At 69.4% G+C, this 16,089-nt stretch carries 14 protein-coding genes; 8 read left to right on the top strand and 6 right to left on the bottom strand.

Translation table 11 applies throughout. The features are described from left to right. Positions 1-14 precede the first annotated feature (14 nt). The 3 genes from GZ997_RS05280 to GZ997_RS05270 all read left to right on the top strand — a co-directional run bounded on the left by GZ997_RS05280 (position 15) and on the right by GZ997_RS05270 (position 3,651). On the top strand, positions 15-1,826 hold the full coding sequence (locus GZ997_RS05280; protein WP_162679131.1) for a VanW family protein: 1,812 nt from the start codon (positions 15-17) through the stop codon (positions 1,824-1,826). 244 nt (positions 1,827-2,070) lie between these two features. Beyond that, entirely contained in the window at positions 2,071-2,421 is a 351-nt protein-coding gene (fdxA, locus tag GZ997_RS05275) for a ferredoxin (protein WP_161923653.1), read from the top strand. A gap of 171 nt (positions 2,422-2,592) precedes the next feature. Continuing rightward, positions 2,593-3,651 carry a DUF3039 domain-containing protein gene (locus GZ997_RS05270; RefSeq protein ID WP_202616259.1) on the top strand — a complete coding sequence of 353 codons (1,059 nt, stop codon included), beginning with the start codon at positions 2,593-2,595 and terminating at the stop codon, positions 3,649-3,651. Between the two features lie 24 nt (positions 3,652-3,675). Here GZ997_RS05270 and GZ997_RS05265 read toward each other — a convergent pair whose 3' ends face one another. Then, entirely contained in the window at positions 3,676-4,128 is a 453-nt protein-coding gene (locus tag GZ997_RS05265) for a helix-turn-helix domain-containing protein (RefSeq protein ID WP_162679130.1), read from the bottom strand. A 164-nt stretch (positions 4,129-4,292) separates the two neighbouring features. Between GZ997_RS05265 and dapC the strand changes: the two genes are divergently transcribed. After that, positions 4,293-5,525, top strand: a complete 1,233-nt coding sequence (dapC, locus tag GZ997_RS05260; protein ID WP_162679129.1) for a succinyldiaminopimelate transaminase — start codon at positions 4,293-4,295, stop codon at positions 5,523-5,525. A gap of 141 nt (positions 5,526-5,666) precedes the next feature. After that, positions 5,667-7,055: a citrate synthase gene (locus GZ997_RS05255; protein WP_161923656.1), complete on the top strand. Its 1,389-nt coding sequence runs from the start codon at positions 5,667-5,669 to the stop codon at positions 7,053-7,055. Positions 7,056-7,731: 676 nt separating this feature from the next. Here the strand turns inward: GZ997_RS05255 and GZ997_RS05250 are convergent. Continuing rightward, complete coding sequence (locus tag GZ997_RS05250; protein ID WP_162679128.1) at positions 7,732-8,502, bottom strand: SDR family NAD(P)-dependent oxidoreductase; 771 nt, start codon at positions 8,500-8,502, stop codon at positions 7,732-7,734. Between the two features lie 233 nt (positions 8,503-8,735). Here GZ997_RS05250 and GZ997_RS05245 point away from each other — a divergent pair, with 233 nt between their 5' ends. Continuing rightward, complete coding sequence (locus tag GZ997_RS05245) at positions 8,736-9,587, top strand: class I SAM-dependent methyltransferase (protein WP_162679127.1); 852 nt, start codon at positions 8,736-8,738, stop codon at positions 9,585-9,587. 99 nt (positions 9,588-9,686) lie between these two features. On the opposite strand, the gene GZ997_RS05240 is transcribed toward GZ997_RS05245, so the two are convergent. From GZ997_RS05240 to dapD, 4 genes are all read right to left on the bottom strand, one after another. Then, positions 9,687-10,442, bottom strand: coding sequence for a succinate dehydrogenase/fumarate reductase iron-sulfur subunit (locus tag GZ997_RS05240; RefSeq protein ID WP_162679126.1), 756 nt, complete (start codon positions 10,440-10,442; stop codon positions 9,687-9,689). Next, a complete protein-coding gene (locus GZ997_RS05235; protein WP_162679125.1) occupies positions 10,439-12,397 on the bottom strand; it encodes a fumarate reductase/succinate dehydrogenase flavoprotein subunit in 1,959 nt (652 codons plus the stop codon). Before GZ997_RS05235 ends, GZ997_RS05240 begins: the two co-directional genes overlap by 4 nt. Next, entirely contained in the window at positions 12,394-13,176 is a 783-nt protein-coding gene (locus GZ997_RS05230; protein WP_202616260.1) for a succinate dehydrogenase cytochrome b subunit, read from the bottom strand. Before GZ997_RS05230 ends, GZ997_RS05235 begins: the two co-directional genes overlap by 4 nt. Positions 13,177-13,399: 223 nt before the next feature. After that, positions 13,400-14,386 (bottom strand): 2,3,4,5-tetrahydropyridine-2,6-dicarboxylate N-succinyltransferase, encoded by a 987-nt coding sequence (dapD, locus tag GZ997_RS05225; RefSeq protein WP_161923660.1) that lies wholly within the window; start codon positions 14,384-14,386, stop codon positions 13,400-13,402. 121 nt (positions 14,387-14,507) lie between these two features. Here dapD and GZ997_RS05220 point away from each other — a divergent pair, with 121 nt between their 5' ends. Together GZ997_RS05220 and GZ997_RS05215 are read left to right on the top strand one after the other, a co-directional pair. Beyond that, complete coding sequence (locus GZ997_RS05220) at positions 14,508-15,236, top strand: histidine phosphatase family protein (RefSeq protein ID WP_162679124.1); 729 nt, start codon at positions 14,508-14,510, stop codon at positions 15,234-15,236. Then, positions 15,233-16,054 carry a hypothetical protein gene (locus tag GZ997_RS05215; protein ID WP_238994282.1) on the top strand — a complete coding sequence of 274 codons (822 nt, stop codon included), beginning with the start codon at positions 15,233-15,235 and terminating at the stop codon, positions 16,052-16,054. Before GZ997_RS05220 ends, GZ997_RS05215 begins: the two co-directional genes overlap by 4 nt. Positions 16,055-16,089: the final 35 nt, after the last annotated feature.

Genomic DNA, 16,089 nt, shown 5'->3' with positions numbered 1-16,089 from the left:
AGGAGATGCGCCTCATGAGCCAGACCCCGCCCGACGTCGGCGCCCGCGCCTCAGCGGGCCCGCACGCCGACGCTGTCCCCGACTCCGCCGAACCGGTCGCGGCACTCGGCGGGACCGCTGCCCGGGGCACCCGTGCGATCGTGCGTCCACTGCTGGCCGCACTCGGCGCCACCCTGGCGATCGCCTGGCTGGGACTGGCCTGGGCGACCACCCGGACCCTGGCCCCGGGCTCGTCGGTGTCCGGCGTGGACGTCTCCGGCATGACTCGTGCCCAGGCTGTGGCTGCCGTGGATACCGCCATCGGCGCCCAGCTTGAGCAGCCTGTCACGCTCACCGTCGACGAAGCCACCGACACGCTCATCCCCGCCAGCTCCGGCGTGAGCGTGGACGCCGCCGCCAGCGTCGACCGGCTCACCGGCCCCACCCTCAACCCGCTCACGCTGGTAAGGAGGCTGGCGGGCACCGCCGTCGACGCCGTCACCCGGGTCGACTCCGACGCGCTCACCCGCGCCCTCAACGCCCGCCTGGGCACGCTGGCCACCGGCACCGCCGACGCCGTCGTCACCCTGGACGGCACCACCCCCGTGCTCACGCCCGGGTCGGTAGGCACCGGGCTGAACGTGGCGGAGAGCGTGAGCGCCCTGACCGGCGCCTGGCCGCTGGGGGAGACCACCATCGCCCTGGCCGCAGGCACCGCCAACCCTGCCGTCACCGACGCCGAGGCCCAGGAGTTCATCGACACTGTCCTGACCCCGCTGCTGAGTGACGACATCACCGTCACCACCGCCGGCGCCGGCACGGACGCCGCCGGCACCAGCATCCTGGCCCCAGAGGCGCTCGCTGCCCTGACCGACATCGACTCCACCGACGGCGTCCTGACTGCCACTCTCGACGCCGAGGCGCTGCACGCCGCGGTCCTCGCCGACCTGGGCGGGGACATTGAGGCGCCCGCCACCGACGCGACCTGGACCATCGACGGCAACCCCGATACCGCCGTGGACGCCACCCCCGTCTACCACCCCTCAGCCACTGGCACGGGAATCGACCCCAGCACTCTGGCTGAGGCAGTCCTAGCCGCCGGCACCGAGGCCGACGGGGATCGCACCGCCACCGCGACCGTGGTCGTCCTGCAGCCGGAGGTGACCATGCCGGAGGAGGAGTGGGGGATCGTCGAGATCGTCGGCGAGTTCTCCACCCCCTACGTCTCCCAGTACGGGCGCGACCAGAACCTCCAGCGCGGCACCGAGATGATCAACGGCACCCTGGTGCCGCCGGGGGAGACCTTCTCCACCACCGACGCCCTCGGTCCGGTAGACCTCGAGCACGGCTATACCTACGCCGGCGTAGTCACCGATGGGCAGCACACCGACGCCATGGGCGGCGGCCTGTCCCAGGTGGGCACCACCGTGTTCAATGCCGGCTTCGAGGCCGGCATGGACGATGTGGAGCACTGGCCCCACACCTACTGGTTCACCCGCTACCCGGCCGGGCGCGAGGCCACCATCTGGACCGGCGTCAAGGACGTCAAATGGCGCAACTCCACCCCGTACACGGTGCTGGTGCAGGCCTGGGCCGGCGACGGCGAGGTACACGTGCGACTGTGGTCCACCCCCTACTACGAGGTCACCATCACCGAGGGTGAGCACACCAACTACCGGCCCTACGCCACTGTGTACGGCTCCGGGCCGGGATGCGAGCCCTACGGCGGGGGCACGCAGGGATTCGACGTCACCGTTACCCGCACCCGCAGCCACGATGGCGAGAGCCTGCCCGACGACGTCCTGACCACTGCCTACGACTCCGACAACCCCGTGGTGTGTCGCTGAGCTCAGCTGCGGGTGGCCGGCGGACGGGGCCGCGGCGGCACCGAGGACGGCGGGATCGGCGTCGGTGCCCGCAATTCGCACACGGCGCGTGACGCAATACGACTCGGGCGAGTAGAACAATCCGGCGGACTTGCTGACACCTTGCGCGGCTGTTGGGCGCAGCGCCACCGCGGGGAGATACTTGGATACGCAGATGCGCCCGCGGCCCCGCGCGGCACGCCTGGAGACAGAGAGGAAGCAGTCAATGACCTATGTCATCGCTCAGCCCTGCGTGGACGTCAAGGATCGTGCGTGCGTGGACGAGTGTCCGGTCGACTGCATCTACGAGGGTGAGCGCAGCCTGTACATCAACGCCGACGAGTGCGTTGACTGCGGCGCCTGCGAGCCGGTGTGCCCCACCGAGGCGATCTTCTACGAGGACGACGTCCCCGAGGAGTGGGAGGACTACACCCGGGCCAACATCGACTTCTTCTCCCTCAAGGGCCTGGGCTCACCGGGCGGCGCGCAGAACGTCGGCCCGCAGGACTACGACGATCCCATGATCGCCGCCCTGGAGCCCCAGAACGAGGAGTGGAAGGCCGCCAACGGCTACTGAGCCCGCACCCTTCACCGAGACCGGCACCAGTAACACACCGAGACCGGCACTAATGACGTGCCGAGACCGGTAGAACTGGCTCCGCGAGCGGCACTTGTAACCTGTTGCCGAGACGGAGCGTAAGATACGTTTGCAACGTTGCTGGCAGCTCCCTGAACCTTAGTAGGTGACATGTTCGAGGTTCGTCCGACCGTGAGAACACTCAAGGCACTGCCTGCGGAGTCATACAGCGGCCCAATCCCGGATGCGATTCGTCGTTCTCGATGGAAGGACCTCGCCGATGTGGATATCAGCCAACTGCCGCACCCGTTGATCGACGCCGGCAAGAAGGCGCTAGCCCGCGGAACGGACCGGCATATCAAGGCGAGTGCCGCTGCGGGAAGGCCGGTCTTGGAGCTACGTACCCGTGAAGGTGCGGCGTGGCGCGGGGCAATGATCGTCGACGACGATGGGATCGGCTGGATTGTCTATGCGCAACGGCATGATCGGTTCCACTCCGCTGTCGCAGGCCAGCTGGAGGCCGCTCGCGCGCACGACTGGATGCCAAGGCCGGTGGATCGCACTCTTCGAAGACGGGAACAGGCTCGAGCCGAGATTCGTCGGTGGCGCATACAGACGCTAGCGGCAATCATCGGGGCGGTTGGCGCTGCGGTGGTGGCTGATGACCACAGCAGTGAGCTCTTGGTGCAGCGGGAAGAACCCAGACTAGACGCATCCGCGCGTTCAAGTACCTTCTCGTCGACGATAACGGTGTCAGTTGCGGCAGACCTGCCTGAGGTCGATGCGGCTCCAGGCTTGCGAGGCGAGGCGCTCCTGGACGTGGTAGTCGTGACAAGGCGGGCGGAGGATAAATTGCTGAGCACCACCATTGCCGAGGCGGTGACGCTTTTGGCCGGTCATCGACGTCCTGACGCCGTTGCGCTCCCGGACGGCTCAGGTGTCTACTACGATTTCATCGTCCCGGCGTCTCGGTTGCAGTGGCTTGTGGCGGTGGAGTCCGCAGATGAAGTGGGCGAGCTGGCGGAGACGGCCCTTGGTGAGCGTCTTCGGCCTACGCATCTTCATTACACCCGCAAGGAACTGGTTGCTGAGAGCGCGGTGGAAGGGCGAGCTGTGCGGGCCCTGTGCGGCGAGTGGTTCGTTGTCAGGCGTGACGAGGGCCTACCGGTGTGCGAGGCCTGCGAGACGAGGCTGCCAGTTGCTCGCCTTGTGGCCGAACGGCTGCGCTAGCTGTTCGGCCACAAGGCGAGCAGATCAGGCCTCCTCGAGCTCGGCGAGGTCCTCGGCGGACAGCGGCGCGATCGCATCCACGGCCTGCTTGATGGTGCGGTCGCGGTTGGCCAGGTCTTCCGCCAGCTGCGCACTAGCGCGTTCGCGACGGTCGAGGTAGTCGACCAGGGCTGTTGCCGGAATACGGCGGTCCTTGCCGACGTAGTGGAACTTCAAGAGGCCGGAGTCCATGAGCTTGTACACGCTCGGACGGCTCATGCCGAGAGCTGCTGCCGCCTGATTTGGGGTGACTGGATGGTCGAGACTGAGTGCTGCGACGTCGACGCCGCTGCGCAGGGAAGCCAGTATGTTCTCCAGCAGGATTGCCAGTGGCGATCCCTGGGGGAGGCTGTGTGCGGCGCCGAGCAGGACGTCCATGCTCTGCTCATTAACGGAGGCGGCGTTAACGGTTGTTACGGTGTTGGTCTTAGTGGCCATCGGGGTCTCCTTGGACGAGCAGCAGGCGCTGCGTCGCCTGCGATAAATGTAGCAGATGCATCAGGTGTAGCAAGTGCTTGGGGGGGGTATCGGACGATGAGACGCCTCACGCTGTCGCCCGCTAGATCGCTGCTACGGAGGCGAGAACGCGACACAATGGCGGCGTGAACGCCTCCACGCCCGCCGTCCCCGACCCCGCCGCCTCTGCTCCGGCCGCCCTGCCCCGCCCGCTCGCCCTGCCCGACTTTCCCTGGCACTCCCTGCGCCCCTACCGGCAGCGCGCCTCCCAGCACCCCGACGGCGTCGTCGACCTGTCTATTGGCACGCCCGTCGACCCCACCCCGACCGTAGCCCGCGAGGCACTCGCCGCCGCCGTGAACGCCCCCGGCTACCCGCCCGCCGACGGCACGCCCCAGGTGCGTGCCGCCATCATCGACTGGATGCGTCGCCGCCGCGGCGTGCCCGGCCTGAGCGACGCCGCCGTGATCCCCACCATCGGCTCCAAGGAGTCCGTGGCCCAGCTGCCGCTCCAGCTCGGCGCCCGCCCCGGCGACCTCATCGCCCACCCGCGCGCCGCCTACCCCACCTACGACGTCGGTGCCCGCCTGGCCGGCGCCACCCCCGTCCCCGTCGACACCGCCGCCAACCCCGACACCTGGGAGCTGCCCGAAGGCCGCCTCGCCGCCATCTGGCTCAACAGTCCCGGCAACCCAGACGGGCACGTCCTCGGCGTCGAGCAGCTCGCGTGCATTGTCACCTGGGCGCGGGCGCGCGGCGTCGTCGTCCTGTCCGACGAGTGCTACGCCGAACTCGCCTGGGAGGAGCCCTGGGCCACCGTCGGCGTCCCCAGTCTCCTGGACCCGCGCGTGACCGGCACCGGCCCCGACGGCGCGCCGGACTTCACGGGGTTGCTCGCCCTGTACTCCCTGTCCAAGCAGTCCAACCTCGCCGGCTACCGGGCCGCCTTCCTCGCCGGCGACCCGAACCTGGTGGCACCCGTCACCGAGGTGCGCCGCCATACCGGTATGCTCCCTCCCGCCCCCGTGCAGAATGCCCTGGCCGCCACCCTGGCCGACGACGCGCACGTGGCGGCCCAGCGGGCGGTCTACCGGGCCCGGCGCGAGGCCCTGCTGGAGGCGACCGCCGCCGTCGGCCTGGTCAATGACCCCGAATCCGTGGCGGGCCTGTACCTGTGGCTGAGCGGGCCTGCATCCATGAGCGCGTGGGACCTGGTGGGGGCCTTTGCCGAACTGGGGATCGTCGTCGCCCCCGGAGACTTCTACGGAGCGGCCGGCGCCGGGCACGTGCGCATGTCACTAACCGACACCGACGAGCGGGTTGCCGCCGCCGTACGCCGCCTGCGCGCTCCCGAGGCGGCCGCGCGGTTCGCGGGCTGACGGGCGGGGAGTCCTGTGCTGCCGGTTCTCGCCCGGGTGAACTGACCGGGGCGACGACGGCGCCCGCGGGCCGGTAAGGTTCCCGGCAGACAGGTCCGGGGCCGCGCCCGCAGCCCCGCCGTCGCCAGCAAGGAGACACTTATGACCGAAACGCCCACTGACCTCCGCGCCCAGGACGCCCCCGGGATGCTTACCGTCGGAGAGACCAGCCTGGAACTGCCGCGCGCGCTGGCAACCGAGGGCTCCGCCGGGCTCGCCATCGGCAAGCTGCTGGGGGCCACGGGCCTGGTCACACTCGACCCCGGCTTCACCAACACCGCCGCCTGCACCTCTGACATCACCTACATCGACGGCGCCGCCGGCATCCTGCGCTACCGCGGCTACCCGATCGAGGAGCTGGCCAAGTCCTCCACCTTCCTGGAGGTCGCCTACCTGCTGATCAACGGGGAACTGCCCGACCCGGAGACCTTCGAGCGCTTCCAACGGCGCATCGGCCGTCACCGGCTGCTGCACGAGGACTTCCGCAGCTTCTTCACCTCCTTCCCCTCCTCCGGGCACCCCATGGCGATCCTCCAGGCGGGCATCGCCGGCCTGGCCACCTACTACGAGGACACCCTCAACCCGCACGACCCCTACGAGACCGAGCTGGCCACCGTCCTGCTGCTGAGCAAGATGCCGACGATGATCAGCTACATCGCGCGCCGCGCCATCGGGCTGCCGCTGCTGTACCCCGACCCCAAGCGCGGTTACGTCGAGGACTTCCTGAACATGACCTTCGGCATGCCCTACCAGGCCAGCGACATCGATCCCACCGTGGTGCGTGCCCTGGACATGCTGCTGATCCTGCACGCTGACCACGAGCAGAACTGCTCCACCTCTACCGTGCGCCTGGTGGGTTCCTCGGACGCCAATATGTACGCCTCCGTGGCTGCCGGCGTCGGCGCCCTGTCCGGGCCGCTGCACGGCGGCGCCAACGAGGCCGTGCTGCGCATGCTGGACACCATTCAGTCTGAGGGCATGAGCACCTCCGAGTTCGTCCGCAAGGTGAAGAACAAGGAGGACGGCGTGCGCCTAATGGGCTTCGGGCACCGCGTCTACAAGAACTACGACCCACGCGCTGCCCTGGTGAAGGAGACCGCGCACGAGGTGCTCACACGCCTGGGTTCCAAGGACGGGGACCGCAAGCTGGAGATCGCCATGGAGCTGGAGGAGGTCGCCCTGTCCGACGACTACTTCATTTCCCGCAGCCTGTACCCGAACGTTGACTTCTACACCGGCCTGATCTACCAGGCGATGGGCTTCCCCACGAAGATGTTCACCCCCCTGTTCGCGCTCGGGCGCCTGCCCGGCTGGATCGCCCAGTACCGGGAGATGATGAATGACCCGGCCAAGCGCATCGGTCGCCCGCGCCAGGTGTACACCGGCGAGGTGGAGCGCCACTACGTGGCCATGCACCGCCGCAAGCGCGTGCGCGAGTACCTCGACACCCGCGTCGGCGAGCCCACCCTGGACCGCGTCCCGCGCGTGTGAGGGCCTTACGCCTCCTAACGTGCTAGCTGGGTTCGTCAGCGGCAACGCTGGAGCTGACAACAAAGTTTGCGTCGGTAGCAAACGGGATCTTCGCGTTTGAGGGTTCGGTGGACGGGTGGATCGGCGGTGCTTCGGCGAGTGGTGGATGGCGTGCGTGTCCCGGCGGCGCGGCGGGTGGGGAGCGTGGTGTGGCGATCTTGCTCGAGGGCCGTTCTCGGGCTAATGAGGTCGTTTTCGCCGCGCTGAGGTCGTTCTCGGGTTGGCGAGGTCGTGCTCGGTCGGGCGCAGGGGGTCGTTTTTGGGCTGGCGAGGTCGTACTCGGGCGTGTGAGGTCGTAGTCGACTACCCGACGCCGACCGAATACGACCCGCGCTGTTGGGCGTGGTGGCCGCCGTGTCGTACTCGACCACCTGATGGGCCGGTTCTCGTCAAACAGGGCCCCGAACACAACCAACACCAACAGCCCCAGCTCAAACCTCCACACCCACAAACACGAAGAGCCAGCAAACGGATGCAGGGCCTTGAGCGCGTTTCTTGACCGCTTGGACTCACGTGGATCCGCTGAGGTCCTAAGGGGACGGGTGCAGTGTTTGCCGCGGATTTAGACGTGGGGAATGCATGTGCCTGCTTCGGTGCGGCTGCCGACTCTGATGGGCCGGCAGCCGACACGTACAAGTCAGAGGAAGGCTCCGTTGCACACCTGGATCACCTGGCCGCGCACGGCCCGGCCCATCTTTGAGGCCAGGAACAGACAGGCGTAGGCCTGGTCCATGGGGTCACACTCCGGTCCGGGGAAGTAGACGTAGTGCTGGGAGTGCTCCAGCATCTTCTTTCCTCCGGGCTGCTCGCCGGCCTTGTTGGCCTCATGCGCTGGCGTCACCGTAGCGCCGGGGGCGACGGCGTTGCAGCGGATGTCAGTGTCGTTGAGCAGCATTGCCACGTTTTTCGTCAACGTGTTCAACCCGCCCTTGGTGGAGGTGTAGGCGGCGCCGCAGAAGGGGCGCTCGCCGTTGACGGAGGAGATGTTGATGATGCAGCCCGTGTTCTTGGGCCGGAAGATCTTCAGCGCCTCGCGGATATAGCGCATAGGGCCGGCCAGGTTGGTGTTCATGACGTAGAGCATCCAGTCATCGTCGGTATCGTCGATCGTCTTCTGCTCGCCGATGCCGGCATTGTTGATGAGGATGTCCAGGTCGCCGAACTCCTCCAGCACGCGGGCGAAAACCCGCTCGGTGTCTTCCAGGCTGGTGACGTCGGCCACGATACCGATGGCCTGCCCGCCCTTGGCGCGGATGCCCTCCACGACCTCTTCCAGTTGCTCAGCGTGGCGGGCGGTGATGGCGACGGCGGCCCCCTCCTCGGCGAACAGCTCCGCCATTGTGCGGCCCATGCCGTAGCTGGCGCCGGTGATCAGCGCCACCTGGCCCTTAAGCATCTGTGCTTCCATGACGACCTCGTCTCTTTCAGTCCGGGCGCAGTGGCAGGCGCATGTCGCCTACTGCTTCACCCGGCGCCCGGCATCGGCCTTGACCTTAAGTGGTGCGGACGGGATCGTGCCTGGCCCTGGTAGTACTCCTCAGTGGTAGTGACGCATGCATCGGAGTCGTGCTGGAGCAGACGTATGGGGTGGGCGTCCCATCACCTTATGGCTTGACGTGAGGTGAGGCTAAACTCTCCTGCATGGAAGATCAGCGTCCTACTTCCGAGACCGCCGCGTCGGCGGCTACGCCCGCCTACGCGGCGGAAGCGCCCCTTCCGTACGCCAACCGCCCTTTGGACACTGCCCCCGGTCACTGGGTGCTGGCCCGCGCAGGCAAACGCGTGCTGCGCCCCGGAGGGGCGGCGCTGTCCACCGCCATGCTGGCTCGCGCCCGCCTGTCCGGCGCCGACGTTGTTGAGCTCGCCCCCGGACTGGGGCGCACCGCCGCGGAGGTCATTGCCGCACGCCCGGCCTCCTACACGGCCATCGACCGGGATCCCGACGCCGCCCGGCGCGTGGCCGCCGTCGTCGGCGACCGCGGCAGTGTCCGCCGGGGAGAGGCCGCGCAAACTGGCCTGCCCGACGCCAGTGCCGACGTCGTCATCGGCGAGGCCATGCTGAGCATGCAGGGGGACAAGGCCAAGGCGGCGATCGCCGCGGAGGCGGCCCGGGTGCTGCGCCCCGGCGGACGCTATGCCATCCACGAGCTGGGCGTGGTCCCGGATGACATAGACGCGGCCCACTACACCGAGCTGCGCAAGGACCTAGCGCGCGCCATCCACGTCAACGCCCGCCCCATGACGGTGGCGGCCTGGCGGCAGCTGCTCGAGGACGCCGGGCTGGTGGTCGACTGGGCGGACACCGCCCCTATGGCCCTGCTCAAGCTCAGCCGCAACCTGCGAGACGAGGGCCTGGGCGGCTTTGCGCGCATCGCCCGCAACGTCATCTCCGACCGGGAGCTACGGCAGCGCATGCTAGTGATGCGCCGCACCTTCAAGCGCTACGAGCAGGACATGGTTGGCGTCGCCCTGGTGGCCCACAAGCCTGAGTAAAGCCGAACGTCAACGCCTGCCGGGGCGGGGCCGCCGACGTCGGGCCCGCGCGACCCGTGCACACCAGCCTCTGCGCCCGCGGTTGCCCGCCCGGCGGCCTCAGTCGTCGCGGCTGCGGCCGCGCAGGCCGGCACGCAGCACCTCCCGGTTCAGGGCGGCGATTGCCGTCAGCGGGATGCCCGCCGGGCAGGCCGGAACGCACTCCCCGTACAGAGAGCAGGGGCCGAAGATCTCATTGACCGTGCGCGCCATGCGCCGTGCCCGCCGGGAGCGCTCGTGGCGGCCCTGCGGCATGAGCGACAGGTGCGCCAGCTTCGCCCCGGCGAACAGCATGGCTGCGCCGTTGGGGCAGGCGGCCACGCATGCGCCGCAGCCGATGCAGGCGGCGAAGTCGAGCGCCTGCTCGGCCTGTAGGTAGGGCTGGGGCACGGAGTCGGCGTCGGGGGCGGTGCCCGCCGCCACGTCCACTGTTCCGCCCGCCCGGATCAGCTCGTCCAGGGCGGTGCGGTCCACCACCAGGTCGCGGATGACCGGGAAGGCTGCCGACCGCCACGGCTCCAGCCGGAAGCGCGTCACCCCGGGGAAGGCCCGCAGGTGCTGGCGGCAGGCGGGGGTGTTGTCCTGTGGCCCGTGCGGCTTGCCGTTGACCAGGAAGCCACACATGCCGCACACGCCCTCGCGGCAGTCGGACTCGAAGACGACCGGCTCGCCGCCGTCGGCAATGATCTGGTCGTTGAGCCGGTCCAGCAGCTCCAGCAGGCTCATCTCCGGCTCGGCGTCCTCCACCGTGTAGGACTCGAAGCGGCCGCGGGCACGCGGCCCGTCCTGCCGCCAGATCTCCAGTTCCACTCTCATCGGTAATCCCTCACCTGCATCGGTACCAGCGAGAAGCTCAGGGGTTCGCTCCGGCGCGTGTGCCGTCCGGAGGCGTCGGTCAGCCAGGCGGACACGGTGCACCACTGGGCGTCATCGCGCTTCGCCTCGCCCTCGGCGGTGGCGTACTCCTCCCGGAAGTGCGCCCCGGCGGACTCGCGCCGGTCCAGCGCGTCCAGGATCATCACCTCGGCCAGCTCCAGGAAGTCGGCCACGCGCAGCGCCTTCTCCAGCTCCTGGTTCAGGCGCTGCGGCCCGCCGACGATCTTCACGTCCGCCCAGAAGTCCTGGCGCAGCTCCCGCACCTGCTCCAGTCCGTGGCGCAGCCCCGCCTCCGAGCGGCTCACGCCGCAATCGGCGTACAGGATCTCGCCCAGCCGACGGTGGAACCAGACCGGCCGGTGCGTGCCGCCCACCGCCAGCAGTCGCTCCACCCTGGCACGGGCGTCGGCGAGGGTGGCGGAAACCTCCGGGGCGTCGTCGGCGAGCACGCCGGTGCCCACCAGTCCGGCCAGGTAGTTCGGCACCGACAGCGGCAGCGTGAACCAGCCGTCCACGGAGGCGCTCAGCAGGGAGTTGGCGCCCAGCCGGTTGGCGCCGTGGTAGTTGTTGGACGCCTCCCCGCCCACGAACAGGCCCGGGATGGTGGACATCTGGTCGAAGTCCACCCACAGGCCGCCCATGGTGAAGTGGGCGCCCGGGGCGATGCGCATGGGCACCTCGTAGGGGTCCTCGCCGGTGGCGTCCAGGTACATGTCGAACAGGTTGCCGTAGCGGGCGGCGATCACCGGCTTGCCCAGGCGGTGTAGGGCGTCGCGGAAGTCCAGGTAGACGGAGTTGTGCAGCGGGCCGACGCCGTGCCCGGACTCGATCTGCTCGCGGGCGTTGCGGGAGGCGACGTCGCGCGGGGTGAGGTTGCCGAAGGCCGGGTACTTGCGCTCCAGGTAGTAGTCGCGCTCCTCCTCGGGGATGTCGTTCGGGGGCCGGTCGTCCCCGGCCCGCTTGGGCACCCAGATGCGCCCGTCGTTGCGCAGCGACTCGCTCATCAGCGTGGTCTTGGACTGCCAGTGCGAGCTGACCGGCAGGGCAGTGGGGTGGAACTGCACCATGCAGGCGGAGGCGAAGGCCGCGCCGCGGCGGTGGGCCCGCCAGGTGGCCGAGGCGTTGGAGGCCATCGCCAGGGTGGAGTAGTGGAAGACGCTGCCGTAGCCGCCGGTGGCCAGGACGACGGCGTGCGCCGTCCACGCCTGGATGTCACCGGTGAGCAGGTCGCGGGTGACGATGCCCTGGGCGCGGCCGTCGGCGACTATCAGGTCCAGCATCTCGGTGCGCGAGTGCATGTGCACGCTTCCGGCGTCGATCTGCTCCTGCAGTGCCTGGGCGCAGGCGACCTCCAGCTGCTGGCCGGTCTGCCCGCGCGTGTAGTAGGTGCGGGAGACCTGCACGCCGCCGAAGGAACGGGTGGCCAGCTGGCCGCCGTACTCGCGGGCGAAGGGGGCGCCGATGGCGTACATGTGGTCGATGACCCGCACCGACTCCATCCCCAGGCGCACCACATCGGCCTCGCGGCCGCGGTAGTCGCCGCCCTTGACGGAGTCCTTCACGAAGCGGTTCAGGGAGTCGCCGTCCACCTTGCGGGCGCGCGCGGCGTTGATGCCGCCCTGTGCGGCCACGGAGTGGGCCCGGCGGGGCAGGTCGTGCAGGCTGAAGCACTCCACCCGGTAGCCAAGGCGTCCCAGGGTGGCGGCGGCCCCGCTGCCGGCCAGGCCCGTGCCGACGACGATCACGGTCAGGCGCCGCCGGTTGGCCGGGTTGACCAGCCGGTACTCGTCGCGCCGGCGCGTCCAAGCCTCTTGCGGGGGGCAGTCCGGCAGGTGCGGGTCCAGGTCGGGGCCGATGTCGTAGAGGTTGTCGACCGGGGGCGGTACGGGGCTCATGCGATCACTCCACTCAGTACCAGCAGGGGGAGCATGCCATTGCCGATGGCGATGGCCAGTGCGACGGCGATGGCGATTACCAGGCAGACGCGGCGTAGTCGGCTGCCTGTGCCGCCTAGGTCATTCACAACCGACCACAGGCCCTGCGCCAGGTGCACCCCAATGGTCAGCATCACCAGGCTGTAGAAGATCGCCATCGGTGGGCGCGAGAGGCTGGCGATGAGGTTCTCGTAGGCGTAGGCGGTCATTTCCCCATCGGAGTGGGTGGCGGCCATGAAGCTGCCGGAGGCTACCAGGCGCCCGATAGTCAGGTCCAGCAGGTGTACCACGATGAAGGCCAGCAGCAGGCCGCCGGTGGCGATCATGGAGCGGGCGCCGAGCGCGCGGGGGCGCATGTTCTGCCGCCTGAAGGAACCGCGGGCGCTCCGTCCCCGCCGCCACAAGGTCACGCCGGCCGCTACGTGCAGGATCAGGCAGGTTCCCAGCACCAGCCGCAGAATCCACAGCACACCCTCGTGGGGGACGAGCGGGTAGCCGATCTCCCGTAGCCACGCGGCGTAGTTGTTGTAGGCCTCGGCTCCCTGGAAGGCCTTGAGGTTGCCGATCATGTGGACTAGCACGAACAGCGCCATGGCGGTGCCGGTGACTGCCATGGTGGTTTTCAGCGTGGTGAAGGAAGGGCGGGCGTGGTGTGTGGGACGGGGCGCAGGTAGGTCCCCGCGCGAGGGCGCGGAGGGAGAGTTGCCCGCAGGGGTGCGGGAGCGGGTGGATGTGGGCATCAGAGCTCCCCTCGACGGCGATGTCCGGCGGACGTCGACTCACGTCGACTCACTGTGTTCAGGCGCACATCCATCGTAATGCGTGTCACAAAAAATTGAACCCAGGTGAGTGCACGTCTTGCGCTGCGAGCCCAGATGTTTCGAATAGTGGCCGTCCTTGGTGTGGGACGTCTACACCGCGGCCGCGCCGCCGTGACGCGGCCGCGTACAAGCAGGCGTGTGCCTACAACCGGGACGATGTGGCCTGCGGGTCCAGCTCGATCCCCTTGCCTCCGCGGGACAGGGCCTCGACCGCCCCGGACTGGGAGTTACGGCGGAACAGCACATTCGAGGCGCCCGCCAGCTCGCTTGCGGCCACCACCCGGGGCTCCTTGAACAGCCCGTGCGATCCGGGGACCACTCCGCCCTGCGGCATTAGGGCCACCCGTGTGCCGGCGGTGACGAACAGGCCGGCCTCGACCACGCAGTCGTCGCCCAACGGAATGCCCAGGCCCGAGTTGGCGCCGAGCAGGCAGCGCTCGCCCAGTGCCACCCGGCGCCCGCTGCCGCCAGACGGCAGGCCCATCGTGGAGGCGCCGCCGCCGATGTCGGAGCCGTCTCCGATGACCACGCCCTGGGCGATGCTGCCCTCAACCATGGAACGTCCGAGCGTGCCCGCGTTGTAGTTGACAAAGCCGCCGTGCATCACCGTGGTGCCCGCTGACAGGTAGGCGCCCAGGCGCACGTTCGCGGCATCGCCGATGCGTACGCCGGACGGCAGCACGTAGTCCGTCATACGGGGGAACTTGTCCACGGACAGCACCTGCACGGGGCGGCCCAGGGAGGCCTGCAGGCGGATGCGCGTGTCGCCGAAGTTCTCCACCGAACAGGGCCCCGCCGAGGTCCACACCACATTGGGCAGGCGGGAGAACAGGCCATCAAGATTGATGGTGTTGGGGCGCACCAGCCGGTGGGAGAGCATGTGCAGGCGCAGGTAGGCGCCCGCCACCGTCTGCGGGGCGTCGTCCAGGTCGGCGGAGGTGCGCACCACCGTGGTGTGCACGCCACGGGCGGGGTCGCGGCGCTCCATGGAGCTGAGCGTGGCCAGCAGGTCGGAGTCGCCATCGGCAGGCGCCTGGCCCAGGACCGGCCGCGGGTACCACACGTCCAGGGTGTTGCCGTCGTCGGTTACGGTCGCTAGGCCGAGACCCCATGCGCTGCGAGTTGTCATGGACGCACCATACGGGACGGCGGGCGGTGGCGCACGATACGCCGCGGCAGCTGCACGCGACCGGCAGGCCGCGACGTCGGGCGCGTCGCCAATGCGGGGGCGGGCGTGCGAGAATCGCGGTATGGCGCGTACCACCATCCACCTAATGCGGCACGGCGAGGTCCACAACCCCGAGGGTGTGCTTTACGGGCGCCTGCCCGGCTACCACCTGTCCGACCTCGGACGAAAGATGGCCGACCAGGTTGCCGACGTGCTTTCCGCCTCCGGTCACGACATCGCCGCCGTGATCACCTCGCCCCTGGAGCGGGCGCGCGAGTCAGGTGCGCCCACGGCGCAGGCCTTCGGTCTCACTCCCAGTTGCGATGCCCGCCTGATCGAGGCCGATAACCACTTCGAGGGCGTGCCGGTGAACCGGGACCGCACGCTCCTGGCCCGCCCAGAGCACTGGCGCTATTACGTGAATCCGCTGCGCCCCAGCTGGGGGGAGCCGTACACCCAGCTGGTGGCCCGCATGAGTGACGCCGTGCGTGCAGCCATCCCGCAGGTGGAGGGGCGCGAGGCACTGCTGGTATCGCACCAGTTGCCCGTGTGGGCGTTGCGCCTGCGCCTGGAGGGGCGTCCCCTGGCGCACGACCCGCGCCGCCGCCAGTGCGCTCTGGCCTCCCTGACCTCGCTCACCTTTGACGGGCGCACCCTGGTGGGGCTGTCCTACTGGGAGCCCGCCGGGGACCTGCTGCGCCGCGCCGAGGACATGGTGCCGGGAACCTCTGCCGCCGCCGAGAAGATCGGGTCCGGCGAGGCCGAGAGTCCCGACGCGGACGATGCCGAGCGCACCACGCAGGACGCATGACCGGCACGCCCGTGCCACCAGGGCCGGCCTGGCCCGAAGATGATCGCTCCTCGGGTGCGACCGCGCGTGACCCGGGCGCGGGCGAGCTGGTGCCCGCTCGCGCAGCTGACGTCGTTCCCGCCACCCCGTCACGTCCGGCCCCGCAGCGTCCCTGGACCGGGCAGGACTTCGTGTGGTGGAACACCGCCGGCGTGCTCACCGCGCTGCGGTCTGGACGCCGCCCCAACCCCGTTTCCCCGGTGGTTGACCCCATTCGTGCTGTCTTCTCCGGTGAGGAGCGCATGCTGGCCACCTGCGATGCGGAGATGCTGGTGTGGCGGCGTGGCGACGCCACCTACAACCCCTCCCGGGGCTTCTTCCTGGCCGGTGGGCCGGTGGGGTTGGCGCTGACCGCCGCCTTCTTCGGTGGACAGGCCTACGTCAACTCCCGGCGCAAGCGGGCCGCGGAGGCGGACGCCGTGGAGAAGTGGCGGCACCTGGCTTACGCCCGGCTGACGGTCTCCACTCATGGCATCTACCTGGGGACGGGCGAGGGTGTCTTACCGATCGCCTTCTCCGATGTGCAGGAGGTGCAGCTGACCGGTGTGGGTAAGGTGGTGATGGCGGCGGCCAATGCCTCCGGCTCGGCACGGTGGAAGCTGCGCGCCCAGTGGGCGGAGCTGGTGCTGGTGATGTGGGCGGCGCAGTACCTGCCCGGTCACCCCCAGCTGGTGGGCCGCACCTGGCTGCCGGCGGACTGGTTCACGCATGCCGCAGCCTGGGGCTACGCCGTAGACACCTCCAACTGGCCCCGCTACCAGCCGCGTGCCCTGGACTGACGGGGTTGGTGCGCGTGTGTCGCGTGAGCGCATAT

The sequence above is a fragment of the Actinomyces sp. 565 genome (assembly GCF_010365615.1).
In the GTDB taxonomy this organism is placed as follows: Bacteria; Actinomycetota; Actinomycetes; order Actinomycetales; family Actinomycetaceae; genus Actinomyces.
Note: the sequence above shows the minus strand (reverse complement) of the source record. Positions and strands in the feature narration are given on the sequence as shown.